Below are 13,920 nucleotides of genomic sequence, written 5' to 3' on the forward strand. Positions count from 1 at the left end.
TTAGGCAAATCACAACTGCATCTTACTACACAGCTTGGTGTGCGAGAGCAAGGATGATTACGGTTTATGCTCGGAGGGCGGCTTAGCTGTATTCTGCGGCTTCTTTGTTTTAAGGTCGGGTATGTGGCCAGCCAGGGATTCAGCCAGGGCCAACTGATCTCCACGGCATTCCGCCTTGCCATCGATGCGTGCGGCCAGCACCTCGCGAAGTATTCTGCCGTAGGCGGGACCTGGCTCCAGGCCAATGATTCGCAAATCCGCGCCACCTATCTCCAGCTTGATGTGCCGAAGCCGCGTCAGATAAACGGAAATGGCCTTTTTTACCTGGTCCCGCGTGCTCTTGGCCATAAGGAGCAGGACGCCTTCAACGGGCAGTTCGTGCAGTATGAAGTAAAGCCCGCTGAGGGGCTCGCCGGACTGGCTCCAGTTGATAAGCTTGCCCAAGGCTTGGCCGGTTCGCTCACGCAAGGCCAGGAAATCATGACGTTGCCGCTCCGTGAAGCCAAGATTGCCCGCGATCTGCACTAGTTCCTCAGGTGGCAGGTGTCCGCACAATCCCAAGAGGTATACTATCCAGGATTGGGCTGCCGGCTCTTCATAGAGCAAGCGGTACCAGTTGCGTACGCTTTCCAGCTCCTCCAGATATTTGATGAGCTTGTCATCCAGCGTGAGATTCGGGTGGATGTGCGTCAGCAGTGTGAAACTGTCCATGCGCCGCAGGCAACGCAGAGCATTGCGCTCGTCAAAAATTAGCCTTAGTTCGTGGAAAATGCGTGTGCCCGAGAGCTTCTGGAAAAAGGTCATCTGCACAGCATTGCGTATAAGCCGCTCGGTCTGGCCGCCTATACGAAATTCGAAACGCTGTTCGAACCGGATGGCGCGCAAGATACGCGTAGGATCCTCCACAAAACTAAGCGAATGCAGCACTCGAATGATTTTATCTTTGATGTCCCGCTGGGCGCCGAAAAAGTCTTCAAGGAGTCCAAAACGGCCAGGGTTGAGGTGCACGGCCAAGGCATTGATGGTGAAATCTCGGCGATAGAGGTCCATCTTGATAGAGGAGAGTTCCACCACGGGCAGGGCGGCCGGGTACTCATAGTATTCGAGCCTGGCTGTGGCCACGTCGATACGCTGGCCGTTCGGAAGGATGATGACTGCGGTCTTGAATTTATGGTGGGCTTTGACCCTCCCGCCGAGAACGCCGGCCAACTTGTAAGCAAAGGCGATGCCGTCACCCTCTGCCACGAGATCAATGTCGAAGTTCGGCTGTCGCAGCAGAATGTCTCGGACAAAACCTCCTACGGCAAAGACCTCAAAGCCGTCCTCGTCGGCCAGCTTGCCGGCCAGGGTCAGAATGCCGAGGATATCCTCGGGCAGCCTGTCCCGAAGTTGACCTGCGATGCTCTTCTTTTGGCGTTTCTCAGGCAGCAGTGATTCAGGAATACGCGCCGGCTCTTCCACAAGGATGTTGATAAGATCCGTGCGTGTGAGTACTCCGACGACCCGTCCGGAATCCACGACCGGGGCCAAGCGTTGACGTTGGCCGAGAATGACATCCATGGCGTGTTGCAGCCCGTCGGAAGGCGAAAGCGTGGTCACATCGCGGGCCATGTATTCTCGCACTTCAACATCTCCAAGGCCGTGAGCGATGGCCTTGTCCGCCAATTCGTGCTCCAAGAGACCCACGCAATGGCCGTCCTCGGGGTCGACCACCGGCACGGCCTTGAGGCCAAAGCGTGTCATGATTTCAGCGGACTTGGCCATGGTCTTGTTCTCGGTCACCACCACGGCTGGCTTGGACATGAGTTTGCCCGCGGTCATTTGGGTATTGATGCTCGCCAGCAACAGGGACAGGAGTTCATCCTTTACTTGCGCCGGAGTTCGATCCTTGATGGAGGCAGAGGCTGCATAGGAGTGCCCGCCACCGCCAAACCGTTCGCAGATAACACCCACGTCCACTCGTTCGTCTCGCGAGCGGGCCACGAGCTGGATGCGGTCGTGCATGCGCCCCATGGCAAAGAGCGCATTTATATTCTCCATCTCCATAAGCTTGTGGGCCAAAAAGGCGAAATCACCGACATAATGTTCAGTAGTCGCTTCTGCCATGACTACTTCCACGCCGTTGATCTCGTGTGTGGTGGCGGACTCGAGCATGGTATTGAGGATTGAAACTTGTTGGGCGGTCAGCTCACGGGTAATGAGGTCGGAAACGACATCCAAATCCATGCCTTTGTGGCGCAGCCAAGCCGCCGCTTCGAGATCGTAGCCCGTGGTGGAGGAGAAGGTAAAGGATCCAGTATCTTCATAAAGACCGAGTCCCACGGCTGTGGCTTCTTCCGGGCCAATATCCAATCCTTTTTCGCGCACCTGTTGGATAATGATGGCAGCGCAGGAGCCCCATGGCTTCCATACTTCGAGTTGCGCCTGAAAGTCGTCCTCCGAATCAGGATGGTGATCATACGTGTGGATTTCAAGGCCTGGATTATCCAGCACGGCTTTGATGTGCTCAATGCGTGAACGTTGACGGGTGTCCACGACCACCAGACGTTTGACCTGAGCAAGATCGATATCCTTGGTCGAAACGAAGTTGAAAAGATAGATGGCGCTTTGGATGTAGAAGTTGCGCAGGGATTTCTCTTGGCTGCCAGGGAATATGAGCGCAGCGCCAGGGTAGAGCTTGCCTGCGGCAATGATTGAAGAGAAACAGTCGAAATCAGCGTTGCCGTGGCCGGTGACGATGGTGTCGGTGACGATCTTTGGGGTCATGTTAAAGTTCTACTTTAGCTTTATTCCGACCCATCATGAACTGCGGCTGCGCGGCCTGACTGTCTAGCAGAGCGAGGGTGGTGCTCACGGTGCACGGCCAGGAGACGGGAAGTTTGTAAGTGAGTGTAAATTTCCGTAGCGCTGATATCCGCATGGCCAAGGAGTATCTGAACAGTGCGTAGATCGGCTCCACCTTCGAGCAGATGCGTGGCGAAGCTGTGCCGCATTGTATGGGGAGATATCTCGCGGAAAATGCCTGCTTCCTGGGCATAGCGTTTTATCAGCTTCCAGATGGCTTGCCTGGTCAGACCCTTGCCCGAGCGGTTGAGAAACATATGCTCTTCCAAGGGCTTGAAGCTATTTCGCCAACTTTCAAGATAAGCCAGCACAAAACGTTGTGCCAGGTCGTGCAAGGGTACAAGGCGTTCCTTGCTGCCCTTGCCAAAAACACGCAGCACGCCTGTCTGAGGGTCGAAGTCGAGTGGTCGCAGATCCACAAGCTCGGATACACGCAAGCCCGCAGCATATAACAGTTCGAGCATGGTCCGGTCACGGAAGCCGAGTTTGGTGCGCGTATCGGGCCGCTCCAGCATTCGCTCGACTTCCTCGCGGCTGAGTACTTCGGGGAGCGTTCGAGGAAGCTTGGGATTTTCTAGCAACTCGGCCGGGTTTTCAACCAGCCAGCCTTCCTCCAAAGCGAAGGCGAAGAAACCGCGCAAAGCTGACAGGTGGCGGGCCATGGATCTGTTTCCAAGGCCTTTGCGGCGCAAGTGTAGGAGGTATAGGAGCAAAGTCTGAGGCGTGACCCGCTCCATGGGCAGAGCCTTTTCAGTCAAGAATTCGAGCAGGCTTTCAAAATCAGTGGCATAGGCTGTCAAGCTGTTCTCGGACAGGCCCTTGGAGACAAGCAGGTGCTCCAGATAGCGGTCTATCCAAGGATTGGCCGGCATTGTCGGCCGCTGATCATTACCGAAAGTGGTCATCCTAGAGAGCGCTCCTGGGCTTGGCTGTCCCAGCCTGCAAAACTGCTGGACACCACGGCACAATACACGCGGGGAGAAGAGGGCTCAAGGTCAATTCCTGTTGCTTTTCTTAAAGAAAACAGGAAGAAAAGGGTTTCGAGATGGTGCATTGACAGGCTCGTCAGCCCCATCTACCATGCTGAACTTTCTTGACCAACCCATACCGTTCACCCTGCCAACCAAGGAGATTCCCGGATCATGGCCCAGTTCCCACTTGCCGACCGTCTGGCCGCGCTGCCGCCCTATCTGTTTGCAGAAATCGACAGGGTGAAACAGGAAGTGAAAGCCAGGGGAGTGGATATCATCAGCCTCGGCATCGGCGACCCGGACATGCCAACCCCGGACTTCATCATCGAGGCCCTGCATGCGGCAGCCAAGAAGCCGATCAATCACCAATATCCTTCCTATCGAGGGCTGCTCGGTTTTCGCCAGGCCGTAGCCGCCTGGTACAAGGTTCGTTTCGGTGTGGACCTGTCGCCCGAAAAAGAGGTTGTCAGCCTCATCGGCTCCAAGGAAGGCATCGCACATTTCCCGCTGGCTTTTATCAACCCCGGCGACTTGGCTCTGGTCTGCACGCCCAACTATCCTGTTTATAACGTCGCCGTCGGTTTCTGCGGCGGCACGGTCAAATATCTACCTTTGACCAGTGACAACAACTTTCTTCCCGACTTGGACGCTGTTGATAACGACACATGGAAGAAAGCCAAGCTGCTGTTCATCAACTATCCAAACAACCCCACCTCGGCCACGGCCGACCGCGCATTCTATGAAAGGGTGGTGGAGAAAGCCCGCGAGTTCAACGTCATCGTGCTTCATGACGCGGCCTACACCGAAGTCTACTTCAATCCAGCCAAGAAGCCGATGTCCATTCTTGAGATACCCGGGGCCAAGGACGTGGCAATCGAATTCCACTCATTGTCCAAGACCTACAATATGACCGGCTGGCGCATCGGCATGGCCGTTGGCAACGAGACGTTGGTGAACGGCCTGGGCAAGATCAAGGAGAATGTGGATTCGGGCATCTTCCAGGCTGTGCAGGAAGCCGGCATCGCGGCCCTTCAGCAGGGCGAGCCCTACGCCGAAAAATTCCGGGCCATTTATCGGGAGCGCCGTGACGTGATGCTTCAGGCCTTGGACAAGGCAGGCATCGGCTATCGCAAGTCCGATGCGAGCTTCTACGTCTGGTGCAATGTGCCCAAAGGTTACACCTCGGCCGAATTCTGCACCAATGTGCTCCAGAAAACCGGAGTGGTGGTCACTCCAGGCAATGGATTTGGCGCTCCGGGCGAAGGTTATTTCCGGATATCTCTTACCGTGGACATGCCCCTGCTGGAGGAAGCCGTATCGCGCATCATCAAGCTGTAATAGCTTACGTTTGCCTGGGCTCCAATCTAGGGGATGCGCGGAAGAATCTGCACGAAGCAGGGATGCGTATCGACAGCCTTGAGGGCGTCTGCATAACCGCAAGTTCCGCGATTTGGCAGACCGAGCCGCAGGACCTTAAAGACCAACCCTGGTTCGCCAATCAGGTTCTGCAACTGAGCTGCGACTCTAAGTGGACACCGGAAGGGCTCTTGGCGGCGCTGCTGGAAATTGAGCAGTGCATGGGCCGGAGCCGAGGTATACGATTCGGCCCGCGTTGCATCGACCTTGACTTGCTTCTATTTGGCGACCGGATCATGACTTCGGACGACTTGATCCTGCCGCACCCCCGCATGCGCAAGAGAGCCTTCGTGCTCATTCCCTTGCGGGAGGTTGCGGGGAATCTTATATTCCCCGAGGGCGATACCTTGGATCAAGCCCTGGCTTGCTTGCGTTTCTTGACCACGGATAATCGAATCTGCCAGGAATGAGCTTATGTTTGCGCTAATAAGCCTTAGATCGTGAGTACGGGAGTCCGCTCATATAACGCCGGAGAACGTGGATGATAAAACTACTCATTTTTGTGGGCGCAATTTTTATTCTCTGGAAGCTGCTCACCGGAGATAAAAAGAAAAAGGAAACGGAGCGGCGCAAGGATCAGGAAACCAAAGCCGCTTCAGGACAGATGGTTCGTGATCCGATGTGTGGGACGTTTGTGCCCCAAGATAGCGATATCCGTGTGCGTGAGGACGACAAGGTCTATTGTTTCTGCAGTTATGAATGCCGAGACAAATATATCAAGCAGATCGGCTCCAGCGCTGGCATCGAGAAGAAGACCAGTCAGGAGTAAACGGCAACCTGGTTGAAATCAGAAGCCCACAAAGGGGGAAGGTGCGACAAGCTCCTTCCCCCTTTGTTTTGGAGAAAGCGGCAGGGCAGGTGGCAATAGCATTTTGCGGATGAACTGCCCGGACCTGGGGCGCGCTTTATTCAAAATGGTCCTGGCGGAGTGGAGCTAGAGCATTTTGCTTTTGAAAATGCTCTGCAAGCCATGCGTCGGCATGGCTTGCCGCTAGCTTCGGCGTAGGCGCAATTCACTTGCGCCGTCAACGCCGGAGCGGGCGTCTTAAAAGCAATCTGCTTTAGGAGAGGTAGCACCCTTTCCCGGTTCAAAGGCCATCGGCTCTTGAACAGAGGCTATCCACAGCGGGAAAGTCATTCACAACTTTTGTACTTATAATGCGTACAATACAGGTGTGTCGATTTGTTTCATCCTGAAGCTGGGTGCGCTATATGTTTAAAAGTTGATTGAAGGTGCTGGAGCGCAGGTCAGGAGTTATGGGCACAGGCAGGTGTCCATGCGTTCTTTGGGTCGCTTGATACCTAAAGAGCCCGCCTTGATTATCCGTATTTAACTAAGTAAGAAGATACCTCTAAAGCATGCTAGCGTTGGAGGTAATGCATGGCAAAGCAGTTCCAATTATGGAGAGTGTCCGACCAGTTCTGGAACATGGTGGATCCCTTGATTCCTAGGCCGGAGCGCACGTCTGGAAAAAACTATCGTCGCAGGCCGGGTGGTGGCCGCAAACCGCTTGATCCTCGGCGTGTCTTTGAAGCCATCGTGCATGTGCTGCGAACCGGGATACCCTGGAAGGGGCTGCCTACGGAGCATTATGGCAGTTCAAGTTCAATTCATTCCTATTTTCAGGTCTGGGAGAGCGCCGGTTTTTTCGATGATTTGTGGCGAAATGGCCTGGCGGAGCACGACGACATGGTCGGAATCGCCTGGCAATGGCAGCGCAAGACTGAGCCCGGATCAAGGGCAATGCCTGCAAGAAACTCCGAGGAGTTGCAGCGAGCGGATCTGAGCAGGCAAATAGTGATGTCTCCTGAAAAAGTCTGGCGTCCCGTGGTCATTCGGCGAGAGCAGTGCAGGTTCTAAAGCAGATTGCTCTAAGCATATTGCCTGGTGGCAGTGGCATAAGAAGAGGGGGGGCGAGCCCCGGCTAGTCTTGAAGATCAGCACATGAGGGATGAAGGTATTATTTACGGATATTTAGCTAATTGAAGGGCATATAAGCTCCGGAGCGCGTTTACTTCCATTGATTATTACTCACACCGGCAATCGGAGAGCGCCTCATTTTTCGACAGAGCTGCGGCTTTGCCCGGAGTAAGCGACAAGAGCTTGGCATCTGGAGCATGACGGGCCAGATAATCGGAGAATGATTTGGTATTCTGCTCAAGGACAGGGAAAGTCCCCCAGTGCATGGGAACGACCCAGGCTGGCCTGAGCAGCTTGCAGGCGTAGGCCGCCTGCTCTGGGTCCATGGTGAAGTGTCCGCCAATGGGCAGAATCGCCAGGTCGATTTCGTGAAATATGGCGAAAAGCTCCATGCTGGCGAACAGACCGGTATCGCCGGCATGGTATAAGCAGAAGCCATCCTCCAAAGTGAGAATGTAGCCACTGGCTGCACCGCTGGCGGTGGAGTGCATGGCCTGCACCATCTTAATCCGCACGTTCGCGACCTGAACGCTGCCGCCGATGTTCATGCCCAGTCCTTGGGACTCCGGCAGACCCTGTTTCAAAAGCTTCTGGATTGTGTCAAAGACACCCACCACGGTAGCGCCGGTTGCCTTGGCGATCTCCAGGGCCTGTCCAACATGGTCGCCATGGTCGTGGGTCACGCATATGCAATCCGCATGGCCCACCGATCCCGAGGCGATCGGAGCATTCGGATTGCCTTCAAAAAATGGGTCGATAAGGATTGCTTTGCCAGTAGAGGTTTGCAGCTTGAAGTTGGAATGGCCATACCAGGTTAATTGATGCGGCATGACAAGCCTCCTTTGGCTAAGACTCGGCGGAAAACGCCTGTTAGAGCAGATTGCTTTTATGACGCCCGCTCCGGCGTTGACGACGCAAGTGAATTGCGCCTGCGCGGCTGCAAGCCATGCCGACGCACGGCTTGCAGAGCATTTTCAAAAAGCAAAATGCTCTATTCTATGTAGTCAAAGAATGAGAGAAACTCAATCCTCAGGTAAACCATTCCAGCGTTTTGAGAGTTCGTGGCTAACTCCCAGGCGGTCCAGGATACGTGCCACGAGATGGTCAACGACGTCGGCGACGCTGCGCGGGCGATGATAGAAGGCGGGCATTGCCGGCAGAATCACAGCGCCGGCCTCCGAGGCGGACAGCAGGTTGCGTAAATGCACGCGGTTGAGTGGCGTTTCGCGTGGCACGAGCACAAGCGGCCTGCCTTCCTTGAGCGTGACGTCAGCGGCTCGATGCAGGAGAGAGCCGGCCAAACCTTGAGAGATGGCTGCCAGGCTGTGCATGGAGCAGGGGCAGACGACCATGCCCTGATGCAGCCAGGAACCGCTGGCCGGCGGCGCGGCCAAGTCGTCATCGGAATAAACGGCTGTGGCGCAAGTTGTAAGCGCTTCAAGGGGTTCATCCGCTTCCAGCGCCAAGACCTGTTTGGCCGCTTTGCTGAGGATGAGGTGTAATTCCATGCCCGGAGTTGCGCCTAAAATCTTTGCCAGCTTGAAGGTGTAGGGCATGCCGCTAGCTCCGGTCACACCGAGGAGAATTCGTCGTGTGCTCATGCTGTGCACCAGTGTTGAAGCTTCAGGAACGCCCTGGTTTTCTGAAAATGGTAGTTTCCCAGACGCCATTGGCGAAGGATATTCTGGGCCAAGCCGTTAGAACTACAAACAAAGATCTGTACTTGCTGCGTTCGCTATTGTCCAGGATGAGCACTCCCTCGGGTTTGAGCTTGTCCAGCGCGTTCATGGCGCATTCAATTCTGGCCCGTCCATCAACGCTCACGAAGTCAAAGGTCTCTGATGGGTAGTCCAGGATGGTGTCGCAATAAGCCGTGAACTCGGGCTTGGGCTTAAAGTCGAGTTCCTCCAGCATGGTCGGGCGCAGTTGAGAGGGTCGCGATTCAGTACCTGGTGGCCTGAAGAGATATGTTACATTGCACACATCGCGTTCAGCCAATCTGGATGAAACCTTTTGAAACCATTTACGCTTATGTTCCACCGATACCAATTTTGCGGAGCGCTGGGCGAAGAAAATCGTGCTGTGGCCGCTTCCCCATTCGAAGCCGTACATATAAGGCTTCAGAAAGCCCTGCAGCCACTTCACGCTGTCCTGGGCAAACCAGGGATAGTCCTGGCGCAGGGCCATGTGTAGCCGAACAGGTAGGTTTAGCGCTCCGCGGGCAAGCCATTTGGCGGCATGCACGAGCAGAGGATCTTTCGGTAACAGGTGAATTACAGGTATATACAAAGCGGACCTCCTGGCTGCGCACCTTTTTATCAGAGATTACCAGGACAGGTAAGGCGTTGAGATAGAAAACGCCGGCAAGGCTGAACCAATCGGCTTGACTAAAGCCGACTACAAGGATATTTCATCGTTCTTGGGCAATTAGCTCAGTTGGATAGAGCGTTGGCCTCCGGAGCCAAAGGCCGCAGGTTCGAATCCTGCATTGCCCACCAAAGACATCAAGGGCTTATGACCGTAATGGACATAAGCCTTTTTCTTTTTGGCTACCCTATTGCTACCCTGAGCTTCGAAGCGAGCTTCCCATCAGGAGGTGTTCCTGATGGGCTGGACAGGCAAGCCTAGACGTGCTCTGGCAGGACCCGAGTACGCTCCATAAAATCCATGACTGCGGACAGAAAGAGCGTGGGGCAGTCCTTGTGCGCCTCATGTCCGGCAAAGGGAACATTGAGGAAGTGGGCGCCTTGAACGCGTTTCCGCAACTCCACGACTTCGGCCAAAGACAGGAAATGATCGTGATCTCCGCGTACGATGAGCATGGGCGCCGTTATCCGAGCCATGGATTCGTTCGGATAACCACTGGATCGGGTATCTGTCCACAGGGATACGGCTGCCTTCACTAGGGCGTGGAAATCCGGGGAGGGGTTGATGGAGTTGTAGTAGGAGACCGAGTCGGGGAACATCTCCATCCACATCTCAGGAGTCAACCCGCTCAGCATGGAGAATGCGGGGTCATCTGGCTCCAGTCGCCACTGCGCACCCAGGGTCACCAGCGCCTGGACCTTTGAGGGGGACTGAGCGGCCATCCTGTAGGCGACAATCCCGCCGTCACTGAATCCGAGAACCGTGCAGGCAGCCATGCCCAAATGGGCGAGAACGGCCTCAACGTCAGCCTGAAAGCGCTGGTAGGTCAGTGGGGTTGAGCCCAGCGTGGATCTGCCGTGACCTCGAAAGTCGATCCCGATGACCCGATACTCCGTCGGCAGCTTGCCAAGGAGGCCATTGAAGTCAGCCATGCTTCCAAGGCCGCCATGGAGCAACACAAGAGGCTTTCCCTCATGATTTCCAGCGATTTCGAAATAGATGCTGGCCTCGTCTACCTTGAGGCAATGTCCGGATGAATGGTCAAAGCGGGTCATGATCGAAACACCCCTGTTTTCGAATGGAGAGCGCAGGACAAACAATCATACTTCCGTGAATTGCGCTTGCGCCAAAGCTGGGGACACTCCGTGCCGGGGCATGGCGCTGAGGGTTTTCAAGAGCAACATGCTCCAAGACCTGCACAACAAGCCGACCTGTGAAGTCGTCCAGCGCAGAGGCCTGTCCAGGCGCCCCGCAACGCCAAGGCCCTGAAGTTGCTTTGGAAGCCTTCGCAACCATACCGATAATTCCCATATGCGGCAATCACTGTTCCCCTGTCTGAGCCGGAGCCGGGTAGGGCGCCTGGACGAGGGGGGCTATCCGTAAATAGACAACAGGCTACATCCGTAAATAAACGAACACCAATTAATTCCGGACAGACAAATTATTAACGGATAACCCGGCGAAGAGGTCATACGGTGTGGCCGACAATGTCCATCCGTAAATAATACAAATCCGGGGCCCCCTTGGCCAGGCGTATGGGGAAGCCGCTCAAGTCGCAAGCGGTCTGGCCAGGCCCGCAATCAGCGCCGCGCTTTGTTGCTCCTGCGGGACGGAACATGTTCTGCACGCGCGCTCGATATCGCCGCAAGGCTTGAGGTTGGAACGAGATTCCGGGCATGGGCCGACCAGTGTCGAGCGCGCCGCAGCCCGAAAGGCGGCCTGAAGCCCAACGTCCAGATTCGGACGTGTGACTGACAGTGTGACTGAACTGAGCATCTGGCGGATGCCTGTCGGGCGACTCGCTGCGGACGGTGTGACTGGGAGCATGCTCGAACGCCTCACGGATTGAGGGGAATCGAGCACAGGATGACCTCAGGAGGCTGGGACTGCCGGACATGGTCCGAATCCCGGGCATGCTGTGGACATCCGTGTGTGGGATTTGTATGCTTGAATAAGTCTCGTAATGTAAATTATGTTAACTTTTAGATTGAGGAACTCTTTGAAATCAAGAACTCAGTGAAAATAACCATAGGAGCTGAGAATTTCCTAGAAGTCAGTGAAAAGTGACTGCCCTGCCAGTAAGCGTCCGCATGCGCTCCTGAAAAACAGCCGCCCACGCCTGCTAATGGAGATCGAGCCGGGCCTTTGGCGTACAGACTTAGGACGAATAGTAAGGCGATTTGGAAGAAACCCGTGATTCACGGTCAACTCACTGGGGTTGCCGGTGAACGCCTCACGCAGATGTCTGCGCCTTTCAGGAACGAGTGGCATGATCTCTCCTGATGGAACTTTGCCGGTACATTCTTGGGTGATGAGCGTACCGGCTACGCCAGCTACTCTCTTTTATCTTGTACGGCTCCTTCCCTTGGACTGCCAGGCGCGACACGCACATCCTTGATTACCACGAGAGTCAGGTCATCCTCCTGGGCCACGTCGCCCTGGAAGGCCCGCACCGCCTTCACTATCTCCTCAAGTATCCGTCCGGCCGCGAGATCCCGGCTCTTGCGGATCACATCCTCCAGCTTTTGTCTTCCGAACATCTCGCCCGCGGCATCATGGGCCTCGGTAATGCCGTCGGTGCCAAGGACGAGAATTCCTCCCCACGGGTAGGTCACCACCTGCTCCTGGAATTCCATCTCTTCATCAAGACCCAAGGCCGCGCCCGGGCCCCGAAGCTGCACGACTTCATCCCGACTTGGATCATAGAGAAGCCCTGGTTCGTGACCCGCGCGTATCCAGCGGATGGTCCGCACGGCCGGGTGGACTTGGGCATAGATGAGGGTGGCAAACTGCCCTGTTTCACGCGTATCCACGGCCACAAGCCTGTTCACGTCGCGCAGGGCTTCGGCCATGGAGCCAGGCTGGGTTAGCCTGCCGCGCAGGGCGGCTCTTACCGTGGTCATGAGCAGCGCGGCGGAAAGTCCGTGGCCAGACACATCGCCCACCGCCACGCTGAGGATGTTCGGGTCCTGGCAGCAGACTTCGAGGAAGTCGTAGTAATCCCCGCCGGTTTCATCGCTGTAGAGGCTCGCCCCGGCAACATCGAGTCCCGCAATGAGCGGAGCCCTGACCGGCAGAAGGTGCTGCTGCACCTCCTGGGCAACCATGAGGCCCTGGCGGATGCGCACGCTCTCCTGGAGCGCCGGGACCATGCGGTTGAAGGTCGTCGATAGTTCGCCAATCTCGTCCCGGCCCTCCACCGGCACGCGGGCCTCGAAATCGCCTGCGGCCACGCGGCGCACCCCTGAGACAAGGTTGCCGATGCGGCGCGTGATGGTGCGTGTTCCGGCAAGTGCAGCGGCCAACGCAAGCAGGCCGACTACTGCAACGACCGCCATGGAAAAGCGCTCCTGCTGGCCCACCCGGCCGCGCACGTAGGCCTCGACTGCCTCGGCCTCGCGGGTCACGTCTGCGGCGGGGATGACGAAGAACAAGTAGCTGCGCATCCCCGGGATGCGCGCGTAGACCCATACACTCTCGCGCGAGTCAAAGGGCATGATCCTGACGCCGTTACGGCCCTGCCGCAAATCCGAGGCAAGCCTGGCAAGGCCAGCCTCGTCCTCGGAAGCCAGCCAGAGCGGCTTGTCGGGCACGCTCCAGCGCACATTCCTGTGCCCGGCGGTGCTCCGCTGGGCGATGATCTTGATGCGTCCGTCGTCCGGCCCGCCTTCAGCCTGGGGTGCAGCCATAAAGAAGACGAGGTTTGGCGAGAGCATGTGCGTATGGATGTTCTCCTTGAGTACCGTGTCCACTGACACGGACACGGCCGCCACCCCGAGGAACTGCTCTTCATGGCTGTAGAGGGAGCGAGAGACCGTGAAGACCACGTCTCCGGTGAGCGGATCCCGCTGCGGGTCGGACCACTTCGGATCGCGCGTGTCCAGGCCGAGCCGGACCCATGGGAGGTCCTGCATTCGCCCAAGGTCAGCCATGAAGCGTTCAGGAAAGACCGAGTAGCGGCCATCCTCGAACAAGGCCGCCTGCCAGTGGACAAGGTGCGCGTACTTCTGCTGCACGGGCGCGAAGACGCCCTTGAGCGAGATGAAGCGCTCCGGACGCATGGCCTCGGCGGCAGGACACGCCGCTCCTTGCATAGCGCCAACTCGCTGGCAGGCAAGTTCGCCAGTCCGGGCCAATTCTCGAATATCCTTGGCATCGGACTGCAGGACCAACTCGAGCACGTCCATCTCCAGGCGCAAGACACGGGCGTGGTCCTCGACCATGCGCTGCAAAGCCGTGCTGGTGCGCTCCAGGAGCGAATCACGCCCACTCTCCGCCAGGTCCGTGCCCATGCCCTGCATAGCCTTGTAGGATACGCCCGTAACCAGGAGCAAGGGGATGAAAGATATGCCTAACAGAAGAATAAGGGTCTTCCACAAGATGCGCATGTCTGCCCTCTCT

At 56.5% G+C, this 13,920-nt stretch carries 11 protein-coding genes and 1 tRNA gene; 5 read left to right on the forward strand and 7 right to left on the reverse strand.

What is annotated here, in order from left to right; all coding sequences use genetic code 11:
- Nucleotides 1–57 precede the first annotated feature (57 nt).
- Nucleotides 58–2,766: a CBS domain-containing protein gene (locus H585_RS0108560; RefSeq protein WP_027367523.1), complete on the reverse strand. Its 2,709-nt coding sequence runs from the start codon at nucleotides 2,764–2,766 to the stop codon at nucleotides 58–60.
- 20 nt (nucleotides 2,767–2,786) lie between these two features.
- The gene (gene xerD / locus H585_RS0108565) at nucleotides 2,787–3,749 is read right to left on the reverse strand and encodes a site-specific tyrosine recombinase XerD (RefSeq protein ID WP_051183037.1); all 963 of its coding nucleotides are present in this window, start codon (nucleotides 3,747–3,749) and stop codon (nucleotides 2,787–2,789) included.
- Between the two features lie 237 nt (nucleotides 3,750–3,986).
- Here xerD and H585_RS0108570 point away from each other — a divergent pair, with 237 nt between their 5' ends.
- The 4 genes from H585_RS0108570 to H585_RS0108585 all read left to right on the forward strand — a co-directional run bounded on the left by H585_RS0108570 (nucleotide 3,987) and on the right by H585_RS0108585 (nucleotide 7,092).
- On the forward strand, nucleotides 3,987–5,153 hold the full coding sequence (locus tag H585_RS0108570; RefSeq protein WP_005983660.1) for an LL-diaminopimelate aminotransferase: 1,167 nt from the start codon (nucleotides 3,987–3,989) through the stop codon (nucleotides 5,151–5,153).
- A gap of 14 nt (nucleotides 5,154–5,167) precedes the next feature.
- Complete coding sequence (gene folK, locus H585_RS0108575; protein WP_081678628.1) at nucleotides 5,168–5,641, forward strand: 2-amino-4-hydroxy-6-hydroxymethyldihydropteridine diphosphokinase; 474 nt, start codon at nucleotides 5,168–5,170, stop codon at nucleotides 5,639–5,641.
- A 71-nt stretch (nucleotides 5,642–5,712) separates the two neighbouring features.
- Nucleotides 5,713–6,000, forward strand: coding sequence for a TRASH domain-containing protein (locus H585_RS0108580; protein ID WP_014260978.1), 288 nt, complete (start codon nucleotides 5,713–5,715; stop codon nucleotides 5,998–6,000).
- Between the two features lie 612 nt (nucleotides 6,001–6,612).
- Complete coding sequence (locus tag H585_RS0108585) at nucleotides 6,613–7,092, forward strand: transposase (protein ID WP_027367526.1); 480 nt, start codon at nucleotides 6,613–6,615, stop codon at nucleotides 7,090–7,092.
- Nucleotides 7,093–7,259: 167 nt separating this feature from the next.
- On the opposite strand, the gene H585_RS0108590 is transcribed toward H585_RS0108585, so the two are convergent.
- The 3 genes from H585_RS0108590 to H585_RS0108600 form a co-directional block, all read right to left on the reverse strand.
- The gene (locus tag H585_RS0108590; RefSeq protein ID WP_027367527.1) at nucleotides 7,260–7,982 is read right to left on the reverse strand and encodes a metal-dependent hydrolase; all 723 of its coding nucleotides are present in this window, start codon (nucleotides 7,980–7,982) and stop codon (nucleotides 7,260–7,262) included.
- Nucleotides 7,983–8,174: 192 nt separating this feature from the next.
- Nucleotides 8,175–8,753, reverse strand: coding sequence for a UbiX family flavin prenyltransferase (locus H585_RS0108595; RefSeq protein ID WP_027367528.1), 579 nt, complete (start codon nucleotides 8,751–8,753; stop codon nucleotides 8,175–8,177).
- A 22-nt stretch (nucleotides 8,754–8,775) separates the two neighbouring features.
- On the reverse strand, nucleotides 8,776–9,441 hold the full coding sequence (locus tag H585_RS0108600; RefSeq protein WP_027367529.1) for an O-methyltransferase: 666 nt from the start codon (nucleotides 9,439–9,441) through the stop codon (nucleotides 8,776–8,778).
- A gap of 132 nt (nucleotides 9,442–9,573) precedes the next feature.
- Here H585_RS0108600 and H585_RS0108605 point away from each other — a divergent pair.
- Nucleotides 9,574–9,650 (forward strand) — tRNA-Arg (locus H585_RS0108605).
- A 126-nt stretch (nucleotides 9,651–9,776) separates the two neighbouring features.
- Here H585_RS0108605 and H585_RS0108610 read toward each other — a convergent pair.
- On the reverse strand, nucleotides 9,777–10,574 hold the full coding sequence (locus H585_RS0108610; RefSeq protein WP_027367530.1) for an alpha/beta fold hydrolase: 798 nt from the start codon (nucleotides 10,572–10,574) through the stop codon (nucleotides 9,777–9,779).
- Between the two features lie 1,278 nt (nucleotides 10,575–11,852).
- Nucleotides 11,853–13,907: a SpoIIE family protein phosphatase gene (locus tag H585_RS0108615; protein ID WP_027367531.1), complete on the reverse strand. Its 2,055-nt coding sequence runs from the start codon at nucleotides 13,905–13,907 to the stop codon at nucleotides 11,853–11,855.
- Nucleotides 13,908–13,920 lie beyond the last annotated feature (13 nt).

The organism is Desulfocurvibacter africanus subsp. africanus DSM 2603, from assembly GCF_000422545.1.
Lineage (GTDB): Bacteria > Desulfobacterota > Desulfovibrionia > Desulfovibrionales > Desulfovibrionaceae > Desulfocurvibacter > Desulfocurvibacter africanus.